The sequence below is a fragment of the Methylophaga muralis genome, from assembly GCF_001720165.1.
Taxonomy (GTDB): domain Bacteria; phylum Pseudomonadota; class Gammaproteobacteria; order Nitrosococcales; family Methylophagaceae; genus Methylophaga; species Methylophaga muralis.
In genome coordinates this window covers 38,352-64,098 of record NZ_MCRI01000001.1, presented here as the reverse complement: position 1 = coordinate 64,098, position 25,747 = coordinate 38,352, and the positions used below count along the sequence as shown (strand labels likewise).

At 46.1% G+C, this 25,747-nt stretch carries 22 protein-coding genes and 1 pseudogene; 3 read left to right on the top strand and 20 right to left on the bottom strand.

The features are described 5' to 3' along the window. The first annotated feature begins 7 nt into the window (after positions 1-7). On the top strand, positions 8-1,675 hold the full coding sequence (locus A9E74_RS00310) for an SPOR domain-containing protein (RefSeq protein WP_069294683.1): 1,668 nt from the start codon (positions 8-10) through the stop codon (positions 1,673-1,675). On the opposite strand, the gene A9E74_RS00305 is transcribed toward A9E74_RS00310, so the two are convergent. The 5 genes from A9E74_RS00305 to A9E74_RS00285 are packed head-to-tail and all read right to left on the bottom strand — an operon-like array spanning position 1,650 to position 6,830. Beyond that, on the bottom strand, positions 1,650-2,828 hold the full coding sequence (locus tag A9E74_RS00305; protein WP_069294682.1) for a pyridoxal phosphate-dependent decarboxylase family protein: 1,179 nt from the start codon (positions 2,826-2,828) through the stop codon (positions 1,650-1,652). The two genes, A9E74_RS00310 and A9E74_RS00305, sit on opposite strands and share 26 nt — an antisense overlap. Next, entirely contained in the window at positions 2,825-3,400 is a 576-nt protein-coding gene (locus A9E74_RS00300) for an amino acid kinase family protein (RefSeq protein ID WP_069294681.1), read from the bottom strand. Before A9E74_RS00300 ends, A9E74_RS00305 begins: the two co-directional genes overlap by 4 nt. Continuing rightward, complete coding sequence (gene pabB / locus A9E74_RS00295) at positions 3,401-4,789, bottom strand: aminodeoxychorismate synthase component I (RefSeq protein ID WP_342670152.1); 1,389 nt, start codon at positions 4,787-4,789, stop codon at positions 3,401-3,403. It abuts the gene before it with no gap. Between the two features lie 6 nt (positions 4,790-4,795). Beyond that, on the bottom strand, positions 4,796-5,839 hold the full coding sequence (locus tag A9E74_RS00290; RefSeq protein WP_069294680.1) for a hydantoinase/oxoprolinase family protein: 1,044 nt from the start codon (positions 5,837-5,839) through the stop codon (positions 4,796-4,798). Next, on the bottom strand, positions 5,832-6,830 hold the full coding sequence (locus A9E74_RS00285; protein WP_176718887.1) for an ATP-grasp domain-containing protein: 999 nt from the start codon (positions 6,828-6,830) through the stop codon (positions 5,832-5,834). The genes A9E74_RS00290 and A9E74_RS00285 overlap by 8 nt, the downstream gene beginning before the upstream one ends. Before the next feature lie 22 nt (positions 6,831-6,852). Between A9E74_RS00285 and A9E74_RS00280 the strand changes: the two genes are divergently transcribed. Next, complete coding sequence (locus A9E74_RS00280; RefSeq protein ID WP_069294678.1) at positions 6,853-7,548, top strand: HisA/HisF-related TIM barrel protein; 696 nt, start codon at positions 6,853-6,855, stop codon at positions 7,546-7,548. A gap of 41 nt (positions 7,549-7,589) precedes the next feature. Here A9E74_RS00280 and fae read toward each other — a convergent pair whose 3' ends face one another. From fae to pilG, 14 genes and pseudogenes are all read right to left on the bottom strand, one after another. Beyond that, entirely contained in the window at positions 7,590-8,108 is a 519-nt protein-coding gene (gene fae / locus A9E74_RS00275; protein ID WP_069294677.1) for a formaldehyde-activating enzyme, read from the bottom strand. 117 nt (positions 8,109-8,225) lie between these two features. Beyond that, positions 8,226-9,103, bottom strand: a pseudogene (locus A9E74_RS00270) (triphosphoribosyl-dephospho-CoA synthase). Continuing rightward, on the bottom strand, positions 9,093-10,019 hold the full coding sequence (locus A9E74_RS00265) for a RimK family alpha-L-glutamate ligase (protein ID WP_069294676.1): 927 nt from the start codon (positions 10,017-10,019) through the stop codon (positions 9,093-9,095). Before A9E74_RS00265 ends, A9E74_RS00270 begins: the two are co-directional and overlap by 11 nt. A gap of 9 nt (positions 10,020-10,028) precedes the next feature. Next, entirely contained in the window at positions 10,029-11,012 is a 984-nt protein-coding gene (gene mch, locus A9E74_RS00260; protein ID WP_069294675.1) for a methenyltetrahydromethanopterin cyclohydrolase, read from the bottom strand. A gap of 78 nt (positions 11,013-11,090) precedes the next feature. Then, a complete protein-coding gene (locus A9E74_RS00255; RefSeq protein WP_069294674.1) occupies positions 11,091-12,317 on the bottom strand; it encodes a multifunctional CCA addition/repair protein in 1,227 nt (408 codons plus the stop codon). A 9-nt stretch (positions 12,318-12,326) separates the two neighbouring features. Then, positions 12,327-14,267: a transglycosylase SLT domain-containing protein gene (locus A9E74_RS00250; RefSeq protein WP_069294673.1), complete on the bottom strand. Its 1,941-nt coding sequence runs from the start codon at positions 14,265-14,267 to the stop codon at positions 12,327-12,329. 9 nt (positions 14,268-14,276) lie between these two features. Then, positions 14,277-14,762 carry a chemotaxis protein CheW gene (locus A9E74_RS00245; RefSeq protein ID WP_069294672.1) on the bottom strand — a complete coding sequence of 162 codons (486 nt, stop codon included), beginning with the start codon at positions 14,760-14,762 and terminating at the stop codon, positions 14,277-14,279. A 17-nt stretch (positions 14,763-14,779) separates the two neighbouring features. Next, positions 14,780-17,638, bottom strand: a complete 2,859-nt coding sequence (locus A9E74_RS00240; RefSeq protein WP_069294671.1) for a hybrid sensor histidine kinase/response regulator — start codon at positions 17,636-17,638, stop codon at positions 14,780-14,782. Between the two features lie 92 nt (positions 17,639-17,730). Next, entirely contained in the window at positions 17,731-20,268 is a 2,538-nt protein-coding gene (locus tag A9E74_RS00235; protein WP_069294670.1) for a FimL-related protein, read from the bottom strand. Positions 20,269-20,296: 28 nt separating this feature from the next. Beyond that, positions 20,297-20,908, bottom strand: coding sequence for a methyl-accepting chemotaxis protein (locus tag A9E74_RS14855; RefSeq protein ID WP_281198072.1), 612 nt, complete (start codon positions 20,906-20,908; stop codon positions 20,297-20,299). Positions 20,909-20,934: 26 nt separating this feature from the next. After that, positions 20,935-21,558, bottom strand: coding sequence for a methyl-accepting chemotaxis protein (locus A9E74_RS14850; RefSeq protein WP_281198071.1), 624 nt, complete (start codon positions 21,556-21,558; stop codon positions 20,935-20,937). Between the two features lie 24 nt (positions 21,559-21,582). Then, positions 21,583-22,131, bottom strand: a complete 549-nt coding sequence (locus tag A9E74_RS00225) for a chemotaxis protein CheW (protein WP_069294669.1) — start codon at positions 22,129-22,131, stop codon at positions 21,583-21,585. Next, a complete protein-coding gene (gene pilH / locus A9E74_RS00220) occupies positions 22,128-22,499 on the bottom strand; it encodes a twitching motility response regulator PilH (RefSeq protein ID WP_069294668.1) in 372 nt (123 codons plus the stop codon). The genes A9E74_RS00225 and pilH overlap by 4 nt, the downstream gene beginning before the upstream one ends. 7 nt (positions 22,500-22,506) lie before the next feature. Next, entirely contained in the window at positions 22,507-22,914 is a 408-nt protein-coding gene (gene pilG / locus A9E74_RS00215; protein ID WP_281198070.1) for a twitching motility response regulator PilG, read from the bottom strand. Positions 22,915-23,194: 280 nt separating this feature from the next. Between pilG and gshA the strand changes: the two genes are divergently transcribed. Then, positions 23,195-24,469 carry a glutamate--cysteine ligase gene (gene gshA / locus A9E74_RS00210; protein WP_069294666.1) on the top strand — a complete coding sequence of 425 codons (1,275 nt, stop codon included), beginning with the start codon at positions 23,195-23,197 and terminating at the stop codon, positions 24,467-24,469. A 23-nt stretch (positions 24,470-24,492) separates the two neighbouring features. Here gshA and A9E74_RS00205 read toward each other — a convergent pair whose 3' ends face one another. After that, positions 24,493-25,635 carry an FIST signal transduction protein gene (locus A9E74_RS00205; RefSeq protein WP_069294665.1) on the bottom strand — a complete coding sequence of 381 codons (1,143 nt, stop codon included), beginning with the start codon at positions 25,633-25,635 and terminating at the stop codon, positions 24,493-24,495. Between the last annotated feature and the right edge of the window lie 112 nt (positions 25,636-25,747).

Here is a 25,747-nt window from a genome sequence, read left to right as displayed (position 1 = left end):
TAATGCCATGAAGGCGGCGGCAGCTGAACCAAAATATATTTCGAGATTAGCGCTTCAGAGCAATCCATTTAAAGCTGAGGTGTCCGATGCTAGTTTGTATCTAGGGCCAGAAATAAAGCAGCGTCTTGATTTAGTGCTCCACCTGCTTAGAGCCAGCGATAAAATTCCGTTACTCTACGGTCCCAAAGGCTTGGGAAAAACGACCGCATTAAAAGCCTTAATGAATCTTGGTGGTGATGACCTGCGTTTTTGTTACATTCAGGCTGAACCGTCGCTAACCATTCAGTTTATGGTCAGCCGATGTCTTCAAGTCTTCGGTGCACCCCAAGAAAATACGCTAGGCAGCAATAATCTCCAGCTGTTACAGCAGCGATTACAACAGCTGCAAGCTTTACAAATTCGACCAATTTTGTTGATTGACGATGTTAGTAAACTGGCTGAACCATTACGTCAGCAATTAAAGATATGGCTTGACTGGCAGCATGCAGATAAATACCTGTGGAGGGCTGTGTTAACAGATGTCGCAGCAGATTCCATCGTGACGGATAATGATCGTTTGCAGTCGTTAATGCTCACCCCGATTCCGCTCGCCGAAACAGCTGCTTATTTGTTACAAAGGTTGCAGGGGGCCGGTTTCAATGGCGATAGTCCTTTTAATGAAAGAGCGTTAGCACGTATTCATCGCCAGTCAGCTGGTAATCCGGCGAAGTTAAATCAAGCGGCACATCAATTTTTATTAGGTCAAGGCAAATCCCGACAGCTGCAACTTCCGCTCAGTTTTAAGCTACCGAAGATCAGCCCTAAAATTAATAAAATCCGCTTTAAATGGAATAAATGGTTTGGTCTCGCTCCTGTGGGTGTTTTACTAGCAGTGGTTCTGATTTATCAGCAACAGATAAACGACTGGTTTGTATCGGATACAGATACCATACAGGATGATTTGTTCGTTAATGAGGATTTAACCGAAGAATTACCCATGGTGGTGGTTAATGAGCCAGAAGAATTAACCAGTGTTGCGGAAGCAGATCGTTTGGAATTACTGGAATTGCTTGATGAACTTGAGCAAACAGTTGAAGCACCTGCAGTAGAAATTCCAGAGTCTGAACTTGAGGCAGAGCTTGAGTCTGTTATACCAGAACCTGAGCTATCCGCAGAAATACTGGAGACAGAGATCATTCCTTCGGAATCAATTACGGCAATTAGTACTAACGATGCTGCACAGAACAATGTCGTAGAAGTCACGGAAGCTGAAACAGCTACGGACGAGCAACAATCAACTTCAAAAACTGAAGAAATTAAACCTGTCGAGTTGATTCCACCTCCTGCCCCAGTATCGAAACCCGACCCATCATTGGTTGATACGACAATAAAAGATAAAGACTGGATCCTACAACAATCCGGGAAGGCTTTTACATTTCAGCTAATGGGCTCATGGGATCGTACTGAAATTGAAAGGTTTGTGAAAAAGCATTCACTCACCGGTAATGTAGCGATTTTTGAGAGTATGCGTGACGATAAAGTCTGGTATGCATTGATTTATGGTGTGTATCCATCGAGAGATGTCGCGATGCGTTCCAGTAAACAGTGGCCATCACCGTTAAATAAAGTCAAACCTTGGTTGCGACGCTTTGATGATGTACAAAAACAGATTACAGAAAGGGCGCCAGATCGCTAATTAATGCATCAGAGCGTGTGGTATGACTGGCAAATACCGCTCGATATACCGATTTTCCAGCCAGTTCCGTTTGCGAAAAAATCCCTTTCTCAACCAAGCCCGACAACTGACTTTGTGGTGCCGTAAAACAGACGATGCCAGTCGGGGAGCCCTGTGCCCACCACCCAGATTGTTGATTGATAAAACTGGCAAATTGACAAGCCTCCTGAAGTTTCGCTTGAATTTGACTGGCTAAACCGGTTTTCCCTAGCGTTTTAATCGTTAACCACAAAGGCAGCAACAGCTCGCCACCATATGACCCCGGTAACACGTCACGAGGTGCTTGGCTTAAATATTGGGTTGAGAAGGGCGTTTTTTTTATCTGGTCTTGGTACATCAATAACCCGCTAGGACGCGGTTGACCTAAACTTTTATGTGGATCAAAACATACTGAATCTGCTTGCCCGAATTGTTGTGCGCTTAGAGGACTGCTGTCAATCAAGCTCAAAAATCCACCCCAGGCGGCATCAACATGAAGCCAGCAGGGTAGTTGCTTAGTGATCTGTTTGATGGCAATTATATCGTCTAGTTGCCCACTGCTGGTTGTGCCTGAGGTCGCCACAATCGCCATCGGCGGCTGTTGTTTACAGGCCATCTCTAGTGCAAGGATGTCAATTTGCTGCAGTGAATTGGATGCAATCAGTTGAAGATCCAACCCCAACATGTCGCAAGCCTTGGCGATAGAGTAATGCGACTGATCGCTGGCATAAACTCGTTTTGAATAATCACCGTATTTTTTCCGTGCCTGCCATAAGGCGTCCAAATTGCCATAGCTGCCTCCGTGTGTGACATGGCCTGATGTTTGTCCAAATAAAGGGCAGAAAAAAGCAAAGATATCGCTTTCAATCATGCTGAGTTCGGGATAGAGCTCTGGCGAGAGTAAATTACCTTGATGTAGACTCGCTAACAGCTGTCCCAATGCCGCAATTTCATCTACAGCAGTCGTCATATGTCCTGCCCAATTGGACTGGCTGTGGCGCTGTGCAGCGAACAAAATACTGTCAACCTGCTTGAGCAATTGCTGCTGTTGCTCAGCAGCCATATTAGTGCGATTTAAAGCTTGGCTTATTAAATCCTGCAACACAGTGGATAACGCAGTTTGTTGATCACTCATCCGAGTACAACACCACTCTTGGGGAAATTATTCAGCTGTTGATAATGAACAAGATAAGTCTCAACTGGATGTTGTTGAAACAGAGCTCTAAAACCCTGGTCGATAACGCCGTTTTCACTTAAAACATTCATCTCACCAGTTGTGACGGGCACGCACTTGATAAGTGCTAATTTGCTCTGAGCGTGTTGCTGGGCAAACCAAAGCGCAAGGCTATCTGAGGTGATGTCCCAGTTCTGCATTAATTCTTCAGCTTGCAATAACTGATCGTCTGGCAACCAGATAGCCAGTTGGCCGCTGGTGGGTGCTTGGGCTGGAGTATTGATGGTAATGGCAGACGGTTGCAATGCATGCAAAATCAGCCCGTATTGTGCCATCGCCAGCAGGGCCATATGGTGTGCATGTTGATCATCAAAGTCATGCAATGCCTGTGCTTCGCGAACCATATCGGCAAAAGGCCCGCCACCAGGAACAATCACTACTGACTCATGCTGCGCGTATTCAGCTAACAATGCTAACCAGGATTTAAGCTCTGCTGTGCGATATAGACTGCCGCCCAGTTTCACAATAAGCATCTAGCGTAAAGACTCCACCAGTGCGAGCATGGCAGCAGCTTTATCAGCCACTTCCTGATACTCAGCCTCAAGTTCAGAATCAGCAACAATGCCACCACCCGCCCAGAACCGCAGGCGATTATCGCTAAATACTAAAGTACGGATAGTGATATTGCTGTCCATATTGCCGTCAAAACCAATGTAAGCAATGCTCCCGCAATACACACCTCGACGTTGTGGTTCGAGTTCTTCGATAATTTCCATGGCGCGTAATTTTGGCGCGCCAGTTATCGAGCCCCCCGGAAAACAGGCGCGTAACAAACCAACGGTGTGTTGATCTGTGGCCAAAGTGCCAGTGATGGTACTGACCAGATGATGAACGGTGGCAAAAGATTCCAGTGCAAAAGGTGTAGGAACTGATATTGAGCCCGGTTCACAGACTTTACCCAGATCATTACGCAGTAAATCCACGATCATCAGGTTTTCTGCACGATCTTTAAGACTATCCTGTAATTGTCTACCAAGTAATCTGTCACGATCTGGATCGCTGAGATCGCGTGGACGTGTGCCTTTAATCGGTTTGGTTTCAACTTGCTTATCTTTAACGCGTAATAAGCGCTCAGGTGAAGAGCTCAATACGGTAGCTTCTGGTGTAGTTAAGAAAGCTGAAAAAGGTGCGGCATTCTGTTTACGTAATTGCTGATAGGCAATCCACGGATCGCCTTCGGCAGCTATTTCGTAGCGCTTCGCCAGATTGACCTGATAACAGTCACCTTCGGTGATGTAGTTTTTAATTTTTTCAAATGCTGTCTGATAAGCCGTTTGATTTAGATTACAGCGTAATTCACCCATAACATTAAAAATAGTTGAGTCTGGTTTTTTTGGCTGTTGCAGTCGGCTTAGTAAATTTGCCCAGTTACGATGAGTTTCAGGATCCAATCCATAACTGACCAACCAACAACGTTGTTGTTGATGATCATTGATAACCGCCCAATCGTAAATACCAACAGCCATTTCCGGGATTTGCTCCGAATCAATGGCAAGCTCAGGCAGCTTTTCAATTCTGCGTCCCAGATCATAACTGAAGTAGCCGATGGCACCGCCACAAAAAGGCAAGTCGCTCAAAGGTTGGGCGTATTGCTGCAGTATGCATTGCAGTAAACCAAAAGGATCATCACAGGATTGTTGACCAGCTGTATCTCGATATTCAATGGTCGTGGTTTGATCGCGGGTTTGCAGGGTAATAAATGGATCTGCTGCGATAATATCGAAGCGGCCATTTTCACCTTCAGTCATTGCACTATCTAGAAAAACTGCCCAGGGCAAATCGCGAATGGCTGCAAACAGAAGATCGCTATCTATTTGATAGGGTAGCTCAGCACATAAAGGCGGTGGTTGAGAAGTCATCATGGTATTTTACGTGAACTGCCTTTGGGCTAGAAGCGCAAGAGCACTGGCCGGTGCGTATGCTGCAGCATTTTCATGCGCTCCTAGCAGGGTATCAAAATCCACATAGGGACGGTGTAAACGGTTAGCTATTATTTTGGCGATAAACCGTCCGCTACCGGCGCCGATTATCGGCGCTTGTTGGTCAAAACCGCTCTGGACAGACAACACCTGTAAACAGGCATTGTGGATCTGCTGTAATTGTTGCTCAGTAAACCACACTGCGACATTGTGCCAGTCTGCTGCAGCAAATAAACCTGCATCGGTGCCCAGCATTCTGGCCAATCTACGTTGACAGTTTTCGAGTTGCCAATCGTTACCGTCAGCACTTTTATCATTTATTTGCGATGCGCTTAATTCTTCCAGAATGCGCCAGCAATCACCCGTGGTTGCAAACACTTCAGCGGTGATGTTTTGCCATTGGCCACGAAAAGGTAATTTCTGACTGACAGCCATCAACGGTGTGCGAATAACACCGGTATAGAGCAGTTCACCACTGCTTAAACGGCCTTGATCATCATAGGCGGTTAATTGAGGGGCAGAGTTTTCGAGAGCGATAATGTCAGTCGTAGTGCTGCCACAATCGATCAAAAGGGCTGTTGAATACTGGGTGGCGACTAATTGTGCACTGGCCAACCAGTTCATTGAGGCGACTTTATCCCAATGAGTTCGAGCTTCCTCCTGACTTATCCAGCCATCCTTACTGAAAACGGATAGCCGATCGGTAGGAAAGTATTCAGACATACAGGACAGAATTTCTGAGACACCGCTCGCTCTGTCAGCAAAGCAATCAGCCAGTTCCCCAGTCATCGTGATCAGTTGCTGATCCAATTCGTTGTTCAAGGTGTCGATGGCCAGCCGGATGTCTTTACGCAAAGCATCTTTACCTAACCACAGTGGACAAGGTAGCTCAATGGCTTGCAACAGTTGGCCATCAGTATCACAACGAACTACCTTTAAATGCGCCCCGCCAATATCCCAACCAGTGAAACAGCCTTTCTCTTGTCTATGCATATTGCGCTTCTTGTTGATCCAAACGTTGTAAATGCTGCCATAACGGCAGAGCAGGGTTGTGCAAACCATTAGCCGATAAATACACATAAGCCGTAGTCAGTCGTGGATTGATATCGACCACCACCGGGCCTTGCTTACTCAGGATAAAATCAATACCAACATAGCCTGATAATCCTGCAATAGCCTGATGGATGTTGATGGCAAGCTGCGTTGCCTCCTGCTGGCTGAATTGCCGCGTAACATCACTATTTATGGCACACCCATGAAAGACAAGTTGTGATGCGTGTTGTTCGATTAATTGTTCATTAATTGAAAGCAGTTGAATGTCTTCTCCATCGACATAAATGCTCAGACTTAATGTTGCGCCCTCAATATAAGGCTGAACAATCAATCTGTCCCGACGGTCCTGCGGTAAGGAGAACAAATACTCTCGAGATTGTATTACAGAATCAAATTTGAACGTCTCCAGACAGCCCGCCCCGTCCAGTGGCTTGACGATATATGGCTGGTTAATCAGGCACACATCCAAAAGAGCGTTGCTGGCGGAATAGCTGGTTGGTGTCGGAATATTTGCTGTTTGCATCAAATGATAGCAGCGGAGTTTGTCACTACACAGCATGGTTGCCTCCGATGAACATCCAAAGTAGGTTTTGTTCGCGGCGAGCACTTGTTGTTGTAATGCTAGGAGCGTGTGGTCAGTTTCTGGTGCAATCAGCAAAAAATATGCGTGTTCTCCTAGGCAGGTTTGCCATTGTTGTTCAAATTGCTGCTGATTGGCGCAACTATGTATAGTGATTCTTTTAGAGTTTATCAGCCACTCAGGGGGCGACAGACGTTTGTCTTGTAGGATAGTGATATGGATATCATTGAGCTGTAGCAGGTCCTGCACAATGGCATAAAGCATCATCTCGCCTTCGTGTGCGAGGGATGCGGGTAACTGCTCATCACACAATGCACCACTGGTGATATGCTCGTATACGACTAAGTTCATTTTTCTGAGGTTTATTAAAGAAGTGCTGATTATACCGGTCATTGATTTAATGGGGGGCAAGGTTGTGCATGCCCGTGGTGGTCAACGTGATCACTATCTTCCTTTGAAGTCACAGCTTACCTCCAGTGTTTATCCGAATGCAGTGATTAAACAATTATTAATTTGGTTTCCATTTACCGATCTTTATATAGCTGATCTTGATGCGATTGAAACCGGCAAAATAGATAAAGCCTTTTATCTGCAACTGCACCAGCTTTTTCCGCAATTAACCATTTGGCTGGATGCGGGAATACGCAACCTGGATGACTGGTTAATTTGGCACGATATCCCAAACCTCAAGCCAATATTAGGAAGTGAAAGTCTTAACGATCTGGATTTATTAAAACAGCTTCAGCCAACAGAATTTATCTTGTCCTTGGATTTTCGACAGGGAGGTTTATTGGGGAAATTTGAGTTACTCGAACAGATTGAGCTGTGGCCTGACACTATCATTGTCATGAGTTTGGATAGTGTGGGTAGAGATGATGGACCGGATAGGCAATTACTGAGAAAAATACAATTGCTCAAACCAAATGCGGAGATAGTCGCTGCGGGTGGAGTGAGAGGAAAAGAAGACTTAACAGATTTGGCGGAAGCAGGTATCAAAGCTGTACTAGTTGCCAGTGCATTGCACAAAGGCGAGCTTAGCGTCGATACGATACGCCAGATAATGAACTGAAAATGCCACCCCGAAGGGTGGCATTTGCATCAGTCTAAAACTTACTTAGCACCAAATGGGTGTTCAGAAGCTTTGTATTGTGCAACAACGTCAGCCGCTTTAGGCTCACGAGCTACTGCACGCTTGATAGCTTCTTTGGTTGCACGGTAGTTCCAGTCTTGGATTTTTGCATCGCTGTCAGCAGTTGGTGAAATAAATACACCAACGCAGATGAAGCAATCATCAGCTTCACTGGCAGGGATAGTGCCATCTTCAACACATTCAGCAACAGCAACAGAAACACCACGTTGTGCAGGGCCAAACATTTGCACAGCTTGTTTCATGTTTTTGATTGTTACTTTGTTGAACATAACGGTGGCTGGTTTGACCATCAGGTTAGGTGCAACTACAGCCAACAGGCCGTTAACACCTTGTTTCTGGTCGGTCATAGTGCGGCAGAAAGCATCTTCTGCTGCTGAACCACGTGGGCCCATTAATAAGTCAATGTGAGCAACGTTGTCTAAGTCACCATCTTCAATGACTAAGGATTCACCTACAAGTACGCGATCGATAACTGGCATGTTATATTTTCCTGTTCCAAAAAAATTGTCAAAAAGGCTCATTTTTTCCTCAACCGTTTTCGTGAGGTTGAGGTTTATACGTAATAAAGGAACGTATCACCTGCTCAGTGCCGCCCGCTATAAGCATCGTGCTACTGAAATTCGGTTCGAATCAAACGCCTGCTCAAACGCAAACAGCAGCAGTGCTGCTGCAGTCATATCTGCGGAGGTTCCGGGATTTATGGCGTGACGCTTTAATTCGTGATCCCAGACGGTCAGCTCAGCTGTTGAATTGCTTAGGGGTCTATTTTTATTCATTTTTAAAATAAATAACTGTGCCTTCTGTGCCACTGTCTGGGCGATATGCCGGGATTGCTTTCTTATAATTAAAGTATCCGGCACACGTGCTAGTAAGTAAAGATACGCGAATGTGGCTGCCCATTCAACCTTTTCCCCACATTTCAGCGCTTCTGTCAATTCTTTATAGCCGATATCCCATACTTGCTGGTAATTATTAACATATTGCAACGCATAGTATCCCGATGTTGCGCTAATGCCATGGCTTCTAGGAGAGTCACACTGGGTTGTTGATTAATGTCTTGCTCGGATTGCTCACCCATGCCACCCGCTTCGGCCAGACGAATAGCCTGATAACAAAGCTGAGCATCTTCCAATGTCAAATGGCTTAATGTTTTTTCGAGTTCAAAGGATAAGGTATCAAAACTGGAGCAGCGCTGAACTGCATCACACAGTGGGGCAAACAACAGCACAATGCCAAGATTGGTGTTGCAATTAACAACCTGACGCGTGGCCTCTATAGATTGCAGAATTCGTTGACCCACGCTCAGATTTGGTTGGGCCATGATGGGAGAAATAGCTTTGGCACTTAATAAAAAGTCCTGCACAGCCATATTGTGGCCATCGCTCCACACATTTACATTACCGGGTTTTGGGGCGTTAACCTCTTGTTCACAGGCCCAGCGTACGCATTCAGTAATCTGTTGTTCATCCAACATGTTCGGGAAATGATACCTGTCTGATGTGTTGAATATGTGAGGCCACCATTGAGGCAAGTCGACCGGCAATATCAATTCCGGTTGCCTGATACAAACCTTTCCAGGCCGGGACGCTATTTACTTCTAATACACTGAAACGACCTTGCTGATCCTGAATCAGATCGACTCCGGCATAAGGTGCCTCTACAATTGCTGTCGCCTGAATTGCAAGCTGCGCCATTTCATGTGTAACGGTGCTGGCAAAGCAACTTGCACCTTGTGCAAAGTTAGTGATCCAGTGATTAGAACGACGAGTCATGGCTGCAATGACTTCACCTTGAACCACCATCAGTCGCCAATCTTGCCATTGGCCGGTTTGAACTGGATCAACGTAATGTTGTAAGTAATAGGCCTCACCGACCACGGACAACTGATCCAGTTGCGATATATGTTCAATCCTTTGAATGCCTTTTCCTTGGCAACCAAACAGTGGTTTAACGACCAGACTATGGCCTTTCACAAGCTCTTCAACAGCGATTTGCAGAGCTTGTTGCCGATTTTCACAGGCCCAGGTGTGCGGTGAGGGAATATTGGCTAAATGAAGTTTTAGGGATGTTCTCGCTTTATCAACGGTCAGTTCAATAGCATGAGCGGGATTGAGAACGGGGACTCCTAATTCTGCCAGAGTATGCAAAACATCCATGCGCAAAGTAATTTGTTCGAGACTTCCTGGAGCAATGCCTCGAACCAGAACGGCATCTGGCAATGTTGTCTCAAACTTTGGAATGATCAATCCGGTCGGGCTTCGCGTATCGATCCGGCAATCCGCCAGATCGATAAGCACCGCCTCCATGCCTAGAGCTGACAAAGCCTCAGTTAACTGGACGCTGTGCCAACCATGAGTATCGTTAAAAATGGCAATGCGGGCATGGGGCATAGTCAAATATTAAAACCCGAAGGATTGTTTCAATAAGTCAGCATTCAACTCACCTGCAGTAAAGCTCTTGCCGGTTTGGGTGCTGGTAATAATGACTTTGGCCGGGCTGAACAGCATTGGGTCAATTTTGAAAAAGTCGTATTCATACGATTTAAAAATCTGGCCGAATGGGCGACCATAATCTGACGAAGTGTTACTAGGCATTTTTTCAGCCAGATCCTTTGCTTCATCGTTGCTGCTGTTCACAAACAGGTGCACAGTACCGCCATAAAGAATGGCGTCGTTGGTGCGGCCCATGCCAGTCATGAAGTCGCCACCCGGCGGTGCAACAGGCGTTGTACCAAAACCATCGACAATTTTATCCATAGGGAAATGCAGGGTATGTGCTTTATGCATAGCGACTTCGAGTACACGAATGGCAATTTGCATTACTCCCGCCAGACTGGTGGTTGGAGTCAGAATTAATGTCAGGTTTTCCGGTTTAATGGCGCAGTTGTCAGCAATTTTCTCGGCGATTTCAACTGGCGGCATGCTGTCGACTTCGAGCACAATGACAGTAGAATCCGCTTTATCCTGATAGCCAAATTCTTTGAATAATTCTTCACGAGCAGCCAACGCACGACCTGGCCCAGAACCCAGTGCATAGAATTTAACATCTTCACTTTTATGCGACAGGCTCCAACCAGCATATTGACTGCCCAGGCAGCTTAAGACCGGAGTTTTAGCATGCACATTAACTGACCAGGGCCATTCAGCAAAACCACTGTTACTGCCCAGTGTGGCTGTGCCTAATCCGCCCATACAGATTTCGCCAATCAAACGACCTGCTTCTAAACCACCATTGGCTTTGATGCCGGCATCAACTACGCGAGTACCGTTGGATAAATAGCTGATTTCTAATTGCAAGGCTTGAGCATTGTCGATTAATTTATCAACCAGAGGCTGACAGGCGGCGTTAACACTGGTCCAGTTGGCGGAGATTTGGCTGCTCATGAAAAGATCCTGTCTGATAAAAAATGAAAATAGTATACGTCATGCACTTAGCGCTGTAACAGTCAGCCTGCTGCTGTCTCAGTGTTTTTTACGAAACGGCTCAAGCTTTTCATCGATAATCTGACAACGTTTTTCCGCAATGGCGGCAGCGATTGCAGGGCCTTGTAAGCCTTTTGCTATAAACGGTGCGGCGTTCACTTCTCGGCAAGCATCAAAACAGGCTTGAAAAGCCGCTTTTTCAGGTAAATCCGCATCTTCGTATCCAGGGCGTCCTCGGAAATCGGCTTCACTGGCCAACAGATATTGTGAAAACCGTTGCGGTTTGCGAAACGCATCCAGACCTTCAAATACAGCTAACACTTCAGCGGCCGATAACTCGAATAGCAAATGGCTATGCGTATGAAATTCAGCTACTTTTATTGCTAAGCTGGTGATTTCTCGTGGCACCCGCAGGCGTTCACTCAGTTGTTGAGTCAAGGCTATACTGCGGGCTTCATGGCCTTTATGACTTGGCAGAATATCCTCTGGTGTCGTGCCTTTACCCAAATCATGGCATAACGCGGCAAAACGTACGGCCAGATCATCACTGAGTCTGGCCGCCTGATCCAATACCAGCATTACATGTACACCGGTATCCACTTCGGGATGCCATTTAGGGATTTGCGGGACACCAAACAGTCGATCAATTTCCGGAAAAAGAGTCTTCAAGGCTCCCACCTCACGCAGGCAGTAAAAAAACAACGATGGTTGTTCGCTCAACAGAGCTTTTTCTAATTCCTGCCATACGCGTTCTGCGACCAGGTGTTCCAGTTCGCCATTAGCGATCATTTGGGAAATTAACTGTTTGGTTTCATCGGCAACTTGAAAGTCGAAGCGAGCTGCAAAACGTGCCAGACGTAAGACACGCACGGGATCTTCAACAAAAGCCGGAGACACATGACGGAGAATTTTATTATGCAGATCGGCTTGTCCATCGAAAGGATCAATGACATTGTCATGGGCATCTTCTGCCATTGCATTGATGGTCAAATCCCGTCTGGCCAAATCTTCTTCTAAGGTGACTTCCGGGGAGGCATGAAATTCAAAGCCATGGTAACCAGGCGCAGTTTTGCGCTCAGTGCGTGCCATTGCATATTCTTCGTGCGTGTTTGGGTGCAGGAAAACCGGAAAATCTTTGCCCACCGGTCTGAATCCTTGAGCGAGCATTTCCTCAACATTGCTACCAACCACAACCCAGTCCCGGTCTTTTACCGGTAAACCCAGTAAGCGATCCCGAACACAGCCACCTACTTTAAATATTTGCATATTGATAGGTTAACGCGTTCTGGGGCGAACGGCAGGCATCCTTTCTGACATTCGCTTGATGGGAACTTCTAGCTGATAGTCGTAGGTTGCAGCAAAACTGAATACTGCACGGACATAACGGCGCGTTTCGGTAAACGGAATATTTTCTACCCAGATATCAGCAGGCATGGTTTGTTCCGGTAACCAGCGCGAAACACGATGCGGCCCGGCATTATAGGCGGCAGTTGCCAGCACGGGATTACTTTGAAATTGATCTTGCATACGGCGGATATAAAAACTGCCCATTTCAATGTTGCGGGCTGGGTTGTAGAGTTCAGAATCCTGTTTTAACGGCTTATTGAGCCAACCACCTATTTGTTTGCCGGTCGCTGGCATGACTTGCATCAAACCCATCGCACCAGCATGAGAACGTGCTTGAGGATTAAAGGCACTTTCCTGTCTGGCAATGGCAAGCAGCCATGACGCGTCAACACCGACATTGGCACTGGCTTGTCGCATTTCGTTGCCATAAAGCACCGGGAAACGTAAATCCAAGGCATCCCAATAGCGTGCAGTGCCCAGCAGCGCTATGGTTTGATTGTGCCAACCCCATTTGTGAGTTTCATTTGCGACAATCTGCAATTCACGTGATGTCAAAGTCTGCTGCAGAAAATAGGCTTCGCGGCGGGCATCCAGTAATTCATCCTGCAGATAAAACTCACGCATGCGTTTTACTGAAGCGGAATTCACAATGCCATTACTTTCCGAGGCTTCGGCGACAATCGGGTGATGATTCATTTCATATTCTGCGCCAACTTTATCAGCTGCGAGGAAAGCATAGAAATCACGTTCATCCACTAAGGTCCGCCATATGGCTTCAGCTTCAGTACGCTGGCCAAGTTCAGCCATGCTTCTGGCCAACCAATATTGCCAGCGGGTTTCCTGGCGAACATTTTCATCCAGACTGCCGATGGCTTTTTGTACTTCTTTCCAGTTTTGTTGCCATAAGGCTGCACGAACTCGCCATGGGTGATTGGGCGTGTCGCCATAAAAATAGAGCGCTCGCTCGTCTTTATTTAAGGCCGCCCACATGCCAATAGTGCCTTGCACATCATGGCGTTCATCAATTGAAAACAAATAGCTGTTTTGCAAACGTTTCCAGTGAAAATAGGCTTTCTCGAAATCTTGTCTTGCCAGACGTTTTAAACCATAAACAATGATCTCTCTGGCCATCGGCACATCCTGAGCCAGAGACACGCCTTGACTTGGCGCCGCTGCAGGTAACTGTGAAAGCAAGCTGACCGGATTGTTATGAATATCTTCCCAGCGCTTTGCCCAGGCTTGAGCAGTCCCACTCTGCTGGACAGTTTTAGCTAAATAATTGGCTAGCGGGAACTGTTGGTTACGTAATGCCAACATCATTCGTTGCCAGCGCAAATCATCGGTCAACCAGCCGCGTTGGGTTGCCGTCTGAAATACTGGATCACAGGCTTTATCTTGAGAAGTCGACACCAGCCAAAGTTTCTCAAATGCTTCAACAGCAGCTTGTGGTTGATTGGTGGCAATTAAAGCGCGTGCATAATGACATTCACGTGCTGCGGACTGGGAGCCTTGATAAAACTCCAGATATTGTTGCCATTGCTGATCTCTTGCCAGTTTATCCAGCCAGGCACTACGCAACCGGGCTTTGAAAAAACTTTCTTCCCGTGTCTGCAGGAAGCGTTTGATATTTGCGGCTTCTGAATCGTTTATCCGATGCTGCAGATATAAATAATCCAGATATTCTTGCAGCGGATAATCGCCCAGCTGCTCGCGTAACTGTCTGAACTGAGCAAGCTGATGCGTTTGCAGCGCTTTTTTGGCTTGCTGATAGATTTTGCGTTGTTGATTGATATCTGTTGCGGCAATGGCCTGAACAGGTAAAAAGGCTGCAAGCATTAGCAGCATAGCTATACGGATGTGATTTTTCATGCGGGTATCTTAAAGCAAATTGTCAGACGATGTATTACCGGACAAACTGTTTTGCAGATGAGTTTCAATATTGTCTAATTTTGGAATAAAAGCCACGTTGGAGCCGATCTTGATCTGACAATGTAGCCAGTCCGAATCAACAATATCGTGGGTAGGTTGCAGCGCAGTTTCATTGATTGTTATCAGTTGTGGGGCACCACAGCAGGCAACCGCATAATGTTTGATTTTTGCTTCATTATTAATGCCATTAATCACGCAAAGCTTATTTATTTGCCGAGTATTCTGTTGTCCACTGCCGATTAACATTTCGAGATCTATCACCTGTAATGGTAAATCACGCCAAAAAAACTGGCCGATATACCAGACAGAATCGATGTCACTATCCGTAAGCCGCGGTAATGGAATAACTTCGGCAATGGTTGGATTCGGCAGCAACAGATAATGTTGTCGCAGCGGAATCAACATGCAATGAATGAAATCAGATTCTTTGCTCATATTTGCCTTTGTTATGTTTATCGTTGCTCAGCAGGATAGCGGTTACCCAACTGTTGTTTCATTGAGATGATCAGCTCATCGTCCTGATAAGGCTTACCAAGATAGGCATTGACCCCGATAGTCATAGCGCGTTGACGATGTTTTTCGCCAGTACGCGAGGTAATCATCACAATCGGCAGGTGTTTAAACTGTACATCGTTACGAATAATCGAGGCGAATTCAAAACCGTCCATGCGCGGCATTTCCACATCTAATAAAACGATATCAGGAGTTTGCTCATAAAGTTGTGCCAGCGCCTCGACCCCATCTTTTGCGGTCACCACATCAAAGCCCAGGCGACCTAACAGGCTGCCAGTTGCCTTACGCATGGTAATTGAGTCATCAACAATCATCGCCAAAGGTTTACGGTCAGGCGCCACCTGTTGATAGCTTTCACTGGCCTGTTGCAGATTAGAGGTTCCGGTTGGCGTTTGATAGCTATCAATTAACGTCGGGATGTCGAGGATAAATACAACACGACCATCACCAAGAATAGTCGCACCATTTATCGCGTCAATCTGCCCCAGTTGTGCTCCGACGGATTTAATAACAATCTCACGATTACTATCGATATTATCAACAGCCAGTGCAACTTTGACATCGCCACTACGGAATAACAGCAACGGCATCTGTTGTCGCAGATTGTCGAGCAAATTCAGTGGCTGACCGAGCAGGTTGCTTAACGGCACAAAGTCATAATGTTCGCCATGGAAAGTGTAAGTTGGTTTTTCCTGAGCCATTAATTCGCGTATGCGTTGCAGGCTAATGCGTTCGCCCGCAGTAACCGCAGATAATGGAACCGCAAACTGCTGTTGATTTACCGAAATCAATAAGGCCTGCATCACTGACAGCGTTAATGGCAATCGCAGATGGAACTGGGTGCCTTTGCCAGGTTGAGAACTGATGGATAAACGACCTTTAAGGGCACGGATTTCGTTACTGACCACATCCATACCAACTCCACGGCCGGCAAGTTGTGAGATCTTGTCGGCTGTACTGAATCCTGAAGTCAGGATCAATTGAATCAGTGATTGCTCGTTAGGAATGTTAAACGGGTCAATTAAGTTTTGATCGATTGCACGCTGTTTGATTTTTTCAATATTCAGTCCCTGACCATCATCAGAAATGGTGATTAACACCTCAGAGCCTTCACGTTGCATGGTGATTTGCAATCGACCAACGGGATCTTTTCCATGTTGCCCACGTTCGTCAGCAGTTTCCAGACCATGGGCGATGGCATTACGCAGAATATGTTCAATCGGTGCTACCAGCCGGTCAAGGATGGTTCTATCCAATTCTAAATCGGCACCACTGACCAGTAATTGAGACTGTTTATCCAATTCACTGTTGGTTTGTCTGACGATTCTTTCCAGTCGAGGCACTATCGAATTAAATGGCAGCAAACGGGTGTGCATCAAGCCTTGTTGCAAGTCCGTATTTAACCGGGATTGCTGCAGTAATAAAATATCGGTCTCACGCATCAGATTACCCATCGAACGGCTGATGTTATTCAAGTCGTTAACGGTTTCGGTGAGGCTGCGTGATAGCTGTTGGATTGTCGAAAAACGATCCAGCTCTAATGGATCAAATTCGGCATTGGTATCTTGAACCGTATCTTCGTAACGGAACAGGATCTGGGTTTCAGTTTCTATTTCCAGTTTGCGTAATTGTTCATGCAAACGGGCAACGGTTTCTTCCATTTCTTCAAGCTGCAGATGCATCACACCATGCTGCTGGGTAACCTGGTCGCGGGTAATGCTGACTTCGCCGGCAAAGTTGCTCAGGTAATCCAACAAGTCGGCGCGAACCCTGATTTTTTCAGAACTCTGTGGGCTGGCTTTAGTTGTTGCCGGAGTAGCGCTGCTGATACTTTGCATATCCGGCATGGAATGTTCAATAAATGCAGGTGAATCTGCCAGCGTATCCATATTGTCGATATCAGCTGGCACATAACCAGAATATTGCTGGATATCCTGCAATAAGTCATTTGCCGCAGGAATAATGCTTCTGCTGGCGAGTTGTTCCTGCATTTCTGTCAGCCGATCCTGACAGCGTTGTAATAAATTAAAGAAACCTTCATCCGGATTTTCTGGGCGATCTGTTACCGACAGGACCAATGTCTCGGTTTGATGTGTCAGATCAGCCATTGCCATGGTAGCGGTAAGTCTGGCACCACCTTTTAGCGTATGTAAATCACGCTGTAACTGCATTGATCCTGCTGGGTTATTCGGTTCCGATTGCCATTGTTTGATGGCTCGGTCGGTGGATATCAATAATTCTGCGGCTTCTTCGGTGAAGGCTTCGAGAATTTCCGGATCGACTTCAACGGTCGACACGCTGTCTAAAGCCGTTAACGTAGAACGAATTTGCTCGCGGAAAGCTGTGAAATCAGCCGGTACTTTATGTTGGATTAGTGCTTCAATCTGGTCATTAACAATTTCTAACGCTTCATCAAGCAATGCTTTGAGATTATTGCTCCGACTTTGAGGATGCATGATCAATCGCTGCATCAATTGATAAAGCGCGGCAAGTTGCTGCAATGACGCGTTTTCAGCGTTCTCAGCAAGCGTATTTAATGTTTGGCGTAATGACAGTGGTGCTTCGTCATCTGTGTGCTGCCATTGTTCAAGTTGCTGACTGTAATCATTAAGTAAACCATCAGTTTCCTCAAGGAAGCTGACAAGCTGCTCGGGATCAAGCGGTGCACTATGAGAGTAATCGACTTTTTGTGGGCAAAGCTCAAAGATCCGGCGATCCAGTAAACGAATATCAGGTTCATCGGAACTGGTTTTGACTGCCTGCAGTAACTGACTCAGTTCAATAATGATGTCATTCAAATCACTGACAGATTCTTCAGTGAATTGCTGCTGCTGATGATAGAGATTACGAAATGTCTGATCCAGCTGGGTAGCGATAATAGCAACCGGTTTTACACCGGCAATATTGGCGCAGCTTTAAGTGAATGCGCTGCGCTGAGCATAGTTTTATTAATGACTTTACCGGCTTGCAAAATCGCGGTTTCGGCAAATAAGGTTTGCAGGTGTTGTTCTGCTTCCAGATAAAAAATATCCTGCAAAGCCTGGTCTTCTTCATCTTCATCAGCGACAGTTTCTGCTTGGAGGCCGTCCAGTACACTGTGTTGCTCATTAAGCTGTCTGGCTAGAATGGTTAGCGCTTCTGCTGATTGAGTAAAGTCAGATTGTGCTTGGGTAAATAACTGTAAACAGTCTTGTATTTCGGGTACTGCTTCCATGACTAACGCCATAATTTCATCCGAAACCTTCAACTCACCATCCAACACTTGATTTAATAAATGTTCGATCGCCTGTGCCATGTTGGCGATAGTTTCCGCCCCTGCCATCCGGCCACTACCTTTCAGGGTGTGGAAATGCCTTCTGATAGTGCTTAATTCACCGCCCTCCGGAGTTTCACACCAGGCCGGCAACAACAGTTGCAAATCATTTAAAACCTCATTGGCTTCTTCAACGAACACTTCAGCAATTTCACTATTAATGTGCGGGGCAAATCGCCAGCCATTAGTAGATTCGTTTTCAGTGGTTTGTTGTAGTTCAATGGATTCGATATTTTGTGGTGGTTGCACTTCGATATCAATGAAGTCCAGAGCTTGGTCCACAGTATCCGTTTCAGCATCATCCAGCTCAATTGGGGTGGGAACAAAATCGATCAATGGCAATGCTTCGGCTTCGGTTTCTTCCTCTGAGAAATCCTCAGCAACAGATAAATCAAAATCCAGTAACTCAATGGCTTCCGGCGAATATTCATCATTGCTATCAGCGGCGGTGACAGATATTTCTAGTGGTATTGTCGTGTTGGTTTCATTAGTTGGACTTTGCGCCGTCGGAATTTGACCGAAGTGTTGCATGCGTTGCAAGGCTGATTGCAGACTGTTTTCATCGGTTTGGCCGGTGCGATGCAGATTTTCCAGATAAATTTCTGCGGAGGTTAATATCTCGGCCAGATCCTGCTGGGATTGTTCGGACGATAATAATGACGTCTCATCAACAAATTTATTCGCTAGAAAAGTAAATAATTCGGCGGCTTTACCAATGTTCAAAATATCCAGACTACCCGCCAACATCCTTAAACTATTGGTAAAGTTTTCATTCACCGCATCGATATCGTCAGATGGCTGATTGGATTGCAGGATCAATAATTCTTTAATACTGGCTAATTCGTTAAGACATTCACTTAATACGGTTTTTTGAAGCTGGCGGTGAATGGCATCCGAGGCATCGGTTTGTCTGAGCCGTGCTTCGATTTGCAGCAGATCATCAGCCAGCAGGGCCAGTTGGTCATGGTAAGCCTTGTCTGTGGTCAGACATTTTTGCAGTGCGGTATGTTGGCTATGTAACAGATCACTTTGTTGTTGGTGCTGAAGCAGAGAAAGCGTATCCGCCATGCTCAGCAATTGCACACTGATATCGTTGACCGCTTCATCAGCCTGATCTTCAGCGGTATCAAACTGGCTAATCCGTTCTTTTAATTCTTCGAGTTGTTCAAGTAAGGCATTCTGAGCTTCTTGTAACGCAGAATCACTATGACCAATCAGTTGCGAAGCCTGATCATAAAACGTCAGTTCAAAGCTTTGTTTCACTCCGGTGACTAATGGGCCATAACTGGTTGCCCGGGCCACTACTAACAAAAGTTGTTTTAATAAAACGTCGGGATAGCCGGCAAGTAATGAGTTTTCATCACCCTCGCAAACCAGTCTGATGGGAGAGGCCATTTTGCCGATAAGCTGTTTAGCGAAGGCATCATCACGAATCCCACGATGAACCAGTCCTTCCAATAAAGCTTCTGCCACCCACCAGAATAAAGTGGTTTTTTGCTGTAAACACTGCAACCGTAAATGTCGCAAAATACCACGCATTTTACGCAGGCTTTTGTCATCTTGTTCACGCATCCACGTCAACAGCAGGTGTTGAAAGACATGAGCAATTTTATGTCTTTCCAGATCTAGCGGCGGAGCAATTCGAGCAGGATCCGGTGCAATTCCTTCAGGCAGTTCAACGGTGAGATCCGGCTGGAATATCTCGGTTTCTGCAATCGCTGGCTTATCACGCAACAGCCTCAATTCATTGATAGGGCTCAATACGCACAAAGCGTTATCTGGAAACTTCTCATTCAACTTATGTAAATACGTTGGCAATAAGATAAGACTGCGGGTTAATGTTTCCAAAGCAAGGTTTTGTTTATCTTCCGGAAACGAGCGCATATAGCCAGCAATGGATTGCATTTCAGCGGCAAGCATCTGGGCACCATCAAGATTAAGCATTTCCAGGGTGCCGTTAACCTGATAAAGATGCTCCACACAGCGGCTCAATGACTCTGATTGCTGAGGATCTTCGATATAGGTCTGAACCGATTGCAATGCTGCAGCGAGTGACTTCTGCAGTTCTTCCTGCAGCCATGTCAGGGCATTGTAGTTGCCTCTGGGTTGGGTCATATGCGCTTCTCCGCCGGCTCAGGCTGTATTAAGGTAATTTGAAACCAGAGACTGACTTACGTAATTCGTTTGTCAGTTCGAGCAGTCTACCGATCGCCGCCGCACTTTCATTGGTACCGGTTGAAGTCTGCATAGTGATTTCCTGAATCACACTCATGTTTTCGGATGTACTAATTGCCGCCGTAGCCTGTTGTTTCGCATTACTGGAAATATTGTTGATCAATTCCGCTAACTGTTGAGATACCGTTTCAATCTGCTCCAAAGAAGCACCGGCATCTTGTGATAAACGTGCTCCTGAAACCACTTCAGCGGTACTTTGCTCCATGGAGCTGATCGCTTCGCTGGTATCACTCTGGATGGTGCGAACTAAAGCATCAATTTGTCGGGTGGCACTGCCTGAACGTTCCGCAAGTCGTTGAACCTCGTCGGCAACAACCGCAAAACCTCGCCCGGCTTCACCGGCCATGGCAGCCTGAATGGCTGCATTCAGAGACAAAATATTGGTTTGTTCAGCGATGTCGTTAATCAGTTCAACGATTTCACCGATTTGCTGTGAGCTTTCACCCAAGCGTTTCATCCGTTTAGAGGTTTCCTGAATTTGTTCACGAATGGTATCCATACCATGGATAGCTTTTTTCACCGCTCCGTTACCCTGAACAGCAAGACTTACCGATGCTTCGCAACTTCAGAAGATTGGCTGGCATTTTCAGAAACCAGTTCGATAGAGGCGGCCATTTGGGTAATGGCCGAGCTGACTTCAGAAATCTGTTGTGCCTGATGCTCACTGGCATCGGTTAAATGTAAAGCAGTTGCCTGGGTTTCCTGCGCTGCAGAAGCAACCTGCAAGGTGGTGGAGTTGATTTGGGCCACCAGACTGCGTAACGCGTCAATGGTGTAGTTGACAGAGTCGGCAATGGCACCAGTGATATCTTCAGTCACGGTGGCGGTCACGGTCAGGTCACCATCAGCCAAATCGCCCATCTCATCCAGCAAGCGCAAAATCGCATCCTGGTTATGGCGGTTTTGTAGTTCCATTTCGTCCATAGAGCGTTTAATTTTGCTGAGTGGCTGATAAGCCACGATCAAGGCAAATAAGACCGCTAAAATGACACTCACTCCACTGATGCCGGCCGTGACCAAAGGATCGGGATAAATCAAAGCAGATTGGCCGGTTACAAGTAACCAAATCCCTGCAAGTGCTAAACCAGTAAAAATAATAATCAAGATGAGGTAAAACAGATTTTTGCCGCTGAGCAGCGAAGAAAAAAACAGTTTACTGGTGGCGTTCATAGGGCGAGTCCTGAAATAAAATCGTTAAGCGGCTGCATTCAAAAATCTGGGATCTTCAGCTAATTTAAGCAAACTGAAAACATGCCAATAGGTTTCCTGCTGATAAAGTCGACCTTGCAAATAAGGCTTCAGATGCATGTGTTGTCTGGCATCAGCCGGTTCCGGTTGGCGTTGGAAATGCTTCAGGCCGAACACTTCATCCACAATCAATCCGGTGAAAAACTCAGGATGATTCAAAACGATAACGCGTTTGCGTTTATCCGTCGGACTGCTATTGCCTTGGAGAAACAGGTTTAAGTCGATAAGTGGAAGTAAATCACCACGCAAGCTGGTCATGCCAACCACCCAGGGCTGTGATTTTGGTACAGGGGTGATCTGTTGGGGCAGTGGAAAAACTTCGCGTGATTGGCCGAGCGGAATAAGCAAATGCAAGTTGTCCAGACGAAAACCGATGGCGGTCCAGGCCCCTTCCATATTGTCTTGCTGTGATAAGCCGGCAATGCGCTGCTGGCTGCGACGTTCGATATCCTTGAGGATGGCAATGATATCTGCCGGATTATCCATTGTGGTCATGCTGACACTTCCACCAATTCATTTATTTGTAATATCAGATCGTCTTCGGCTACCGGCTTTCCAAGGTAACCTCGTGCGCCCTGGCGCATGCCCCACATTCGATCGGTTTCTTGGTGTTTAGATGAGACAATCACAATAGGGATATGTGCAGTGGCACTGTCTTTAGTCAGCCGACGAGTAGCCTGAAAACCATTTAAACCTGGCATAACTACATCCATCAAAATTAATTGAGGTAATTGGGATTGCGCCATTGCAACGGCCTGTTCGCCATCTGTGGCGACGATGACTTCATGACCGTTTTTTTCCAACATTTTCTGTAATACATACACTTCTGTTGGCGAGTCATCGGCTATCAAAATTAAAGCCATATAAAATCTACGCGTCCTTGTTTTTGTCGAGCAAATGCGTCCGTATCGCATCCAATAAATCGTCGCGGGTAAAAGGTTTTGTCAGATATTGTTCTGCTCCCACAACCCGTCCCTTTGCGCGGTCGAATAAACCATCTTTACTGGATAACATCACCACTGGAATATCCCGGTATTTGGGATTGTTTTTGACCAATGCACAGGTTTGATATCCATCAAGTCGCGGCATCATGATATCGATAAAAATAATATCGGGATGCTGTCCACTGATGATAGGCAATGCCTCAAAACCATTATCCGCGGTCAATACTTCACAACCTGCTTTCTGCAGCAGGGATTCAGCACTACGGCGAATCGTTTTGCTGTCATCGATGACCATCACCTTAAGGCCTGAAAATTCTGATAAAGTCTCACTCACGGTCATTAGTACCTACAGCCTGACACATTCGATTAAAATCAGCCTTGAAGATAACCCATTTTTGATCGTCAGGCTAGTGACTACTTTCGAGGTCGGGGACTGTTATTCCTTCATTTCTAAACGCATGGAAGAGTATGTATGACTTGAAATATCCAATCTGTGTCCCATATCACAGTAACTAGGGTCTATTTATCTTTCGTTACCATCACAGTGGCGACGATTAAAGTTAAATGCTCATAGCCCGGCCAGCCGCACTTAATATTGATTCAGAGAGTACAACATGACATCAGCCGTACCGCACCTAACTACTGCCCTTAATGGACCATTACTGGAATTAGAATCACATTTATTGGAGCGGCAGGCCGATGTTGAATGTTGGTTGCGTGAGCAATGGCTGAAAACGCCGGCGCCTTTTTATGCTTCAGTGGATCTGCGAAATTCCGGCTTTAAACTTGCCCCGGTCGATACCAATTTATTTCCAGCAGGATTTAATAATCTGAATCCGGCATTTATGCCTTTATGTGTCCAAGCGGCACAGGCTGCTGTGGAACGGCTATGCCCAAAAGCCCGCCGGGTATTGATCATTGCAGAAAACCATACTCGTAACCTGTTTTATATGGAAAGCGTCGAAACATTAAGAGACATTTTCGAAAAAGCCGGTTTGGAGGCGCGCATTGCCAGCTTGCGTGAAGATATCAGTGAGACCATACAAGTCGAATTGCCCTCAGGAAAAACATGTGAAATCTCGCCATTGGAACGCCAGGGTAATCGAGTAGCAATTGGCGATTTTTCGCCGTGTCTGGTGTTGTTGAATAATGATATGTCTGCGGGTCGCCCAGCGATCCTTGAAGGTTTGGAGCAGCAACTTGCGCCACCACTGAAAGCAGGTTGGTCGACGCGCAAGAAGTCGGATCATTTCACCCACTATTCGATGGTGGCACATGCTTTTGCTGAGCAGCTTGATATTGATCCATGGTTGGTCTCACCGCTGACATTGCAATGCGGCGAAGTAAATTTTATGGAACGCAGTGGCATGGAATGTTTGGCGCGCAATGTAAATACATTGCTCACTGCAATTCAGAATAAATACGATCAATACGGTATCGACCGCGAACCATTTGTGGTGGTGAAGGCTGATTCTGGAACCTACGGAATGGGTATTATGATGGTCAAAAGTGCTGATGAGCTTTTGAACCTGAATCGCAAACAACGCACTAAGATGTCCTCAGCCAAAGAAGGATTGGTTGTGGATAATGTTTTAGTTCAGGAAGGGGTTTATACCTTTGAAACGCTGGGTGAAGATCAAGCTGTTGCGGAACCCGTTATTTATATGATGGATCATTTTGTTATTGGTGGCTTTTATCGTGTGCATACCGGCCGCGGAATTGATGAAAATCTTAATGCGCCGGGAATGCACTTCGAGCCATTGGCATTTGCCCAATCCTGTATTACTCCAGACAAATTTGATAAACCGGATGCCGAACCTAACCGATTTTATGCTTATGGCGTAATTGCGCGGTTAGCCTTATTGGCCGCGGCAAGAGAGCTGGCATAGAAAGAAAGTATGCCAGCTGAATGTTAGGCGTTATGTTCGCTTAAATAAGCGATAGTCATGGTCTGGTTATGTAACTGACTGTGACTATCGTCCTCGCCGGAACAGATTTCTCCATTGGAGTAAAAGCCGGTGATACCCGTTTGCATTCCCAGCAGACGCTGCACTGCGTAAACCTCATCTGCAACCTGATCTTCCATCACCAGTTTACGACCCACACAACTGACACAGATGGCCAGGGCTTTATCGTTGATATCCACTTTCTTCAATAAAATCTGCCGTGCGGCGTCGCTGGCTCCGGCAACAAGTTGGTCGTGATCGGATTTTAGAAAACGTACTGTGGATCCCTCGGCGATATTGCCGGCGAACGTCATGCTGTTGTCTTTTTCATTAATTGACAGCAATGTCCGTATCACATTGACGTTTTTATCATCCATGATGGCGAACGGAAAATTTAGACCTGAAGAAGGCAATTCACTGGCGTAGTAGCCGATATACATTTTGTACAGTGGTAAAGCGGGTTTGTTATCCATTTCATAGACAACGTTCTTAATGGCTTTAGTAATACGTCTTGGAGGGCCGTAGGGTTTCCAGCCCCCTAATGCACCACTGGTCACAATAGCGTCTTTACCGTAAATACCCACAGCTATTACGATACGATCTTTGATTTGATCATTATTCAGTAACAATGTCTTGGTAAATTTGGCATCATCGCCGGCCAATCCGCCCGTTATGGGCGTGTTAGGTAGTACTTCCTGCAAACCTTCGACCAGCTCTGAACCATTAACATTGAGGCCGTCACTGAGTACAAACACACCTTTTAAATCCGGGGCAATTAATTCGTTGGCAATCTGAGCACCTAACGCATGAGACTGTTCCATGCTATTTACCGGTTTGCAGATAAAACGGAGCTGACTACGCTGCCAATGCATGGCGGTGATATGCACGCTATCATCAAACACCCCGTCTCCAGTGATTTCACCTGATGTGGTGCAACCAATAATTTGTGCATTGGGATAGCGTTTTTGTATCTGACTGGCAAAGTTGCGTTCGCTAAAACGGTTAACTGAGCCGAAAACTAATACCCAGTTCGCTTCACTCAACGTCGATGTTGAGGGGAGTTTGTTAAACCCACTTTTGGAGGGTAGATGTTCTTGTACAAACTTCATTTGCGTAAACCTAACATCCTGAAATTTAAATGAATCATTAGCGTCCTTGTTGAATGTGTTCAAAAACCTCAGCCGATACTACATCAGTTCACCGCATACTGGGAGTAGCTTA

Excerpts from the sequence above, each read along its gene's own strand:
- A9E74_RS00225 (WP_069294669.1), bottom strand. The coding sequence starts at position 22,131 with ATGACCACAATGGATAATCCGGCAGATATCATTGCCATCCTCAAGGAT.
- A9E74_RS00235 (WP_069294670.1), bottom strand. The coding sequence starts at position 20,268 with ATGACCCAACCCAGAGGCAACTACAATGCCCTGACATGGCTGCAGGAA.
- A9E74_RS00265 (WP_069294676.1), bottom strand. The coding sequence starts at position 10,019 with ATGCCCCATGCCCGCATTGCCATTTTTAACGATACTCATGGTTGGCAC.
- pabB (WP_342670152.1), bottom strand. The coding sequence starts at position 4,789 with ATGATGACTTCTCAACCACCGCCTTTATGTGCTGAGCTACCCTATCAA.
- fae (WP_069294677.1), bottom strand. The coding sequence starts at position 8,108 with ATGCCAGTTATCGATCGCGTACTTGTAGGTGAATCCTTAGTCATTGAA.
- A9E74_RS14850 (WP_281198071.1), bottom strand. The coding sequence starts at position 21,558 with ATGAACGCCACCAGTAAACTGTTTTTTTCTTCGCTGCTCAGCGGCAAA.
- gshA (WP_069294666.1), top strand. The coding sequence starts at position 23,195 with ATGACATCAGCCGTACCGCACCTAACTACTGCCCTTAATGGACCATTA.
- A9E74_RS00310 (WP_069294683.1), top strand. The coding sequence starts at position 8 with ATGAAGGCGGCGGCAGCTGAACCAAAATATATTTCGAGATTAGCGCTT.
- A9E74_RS00205 (WP_069294665.1), bottom strand. The coding sequence starts at position 25,635 with ATGAAGTTTGTACAAGAACATCTACCCTCCAAAAGTGGGTTTAACAAA.
- A9E74_RS00290 (WP_069294680.1), bottom strand. The coding sequence starts at position 5,839 with ATGCATAGACAAGAGAAAGGCTGTTTCACTGGTTGGGATATTGGCGGG.
- A9E74_RS00255 (WP_069294674.1), bottom strand. The coding sequence starts at position 12,317 with ATGCAAATATTTAAAGTAGGTGGCTGTGTTCGGGATCGCTTACTGGGT.
- mch (WP_069294675.1), bottom strand. The coding sequence starts at position 11,012 with ATGAGCAGCCAAATCTCCGCCAACTGGACCAGTGTTAACGCCGCCTGT.
- A9E74_RS00305 (WP_069294682.1), bottom strand. The coding sequence starts at position 2,828 with ATGAGTGATCAACAAACTGCGTTATCCACTGTGTTGCAGGATTTAATA.
- A9E74_RS00245 (WP_069294672.1), bottom strand. The coding sequence starts at position 14,762 with ATGAGCAAAGAATCTGATTTCATTCATTGCATGTTGATTCCGCTGCGA.
- pilH (WP_069294668.1), bottom strand. The coding sequence starts at position 22,499 with ATGGCTTTAATTTTGATAGCCGATGACTCGCCAACAGAAGTGTATGTA.
- A9E74_RS00250 (WP_069294673.1), bottom strand. The coding sequence starts at position 14,267 with ATGAAAAATCACATCCGTATAGCTATGCTGCTAATGCTTGCAGCCTTT.
- A9E74_RS00285 (WP_176718887.1), bottom strand. The coding sequence starts at position 6,830 with ATGAACTTAGTCGTATACGAGCATATCACCAGTGGTGCATTGTGTGAT.
- A9E74_RS00300 (WP_069294681.1), bottom strand. The coding sequence starts at position 3,400 with ATGCTTATTGTGAAACTGGGCGGCAGTCTATATCGCACAGCAGAGCTT.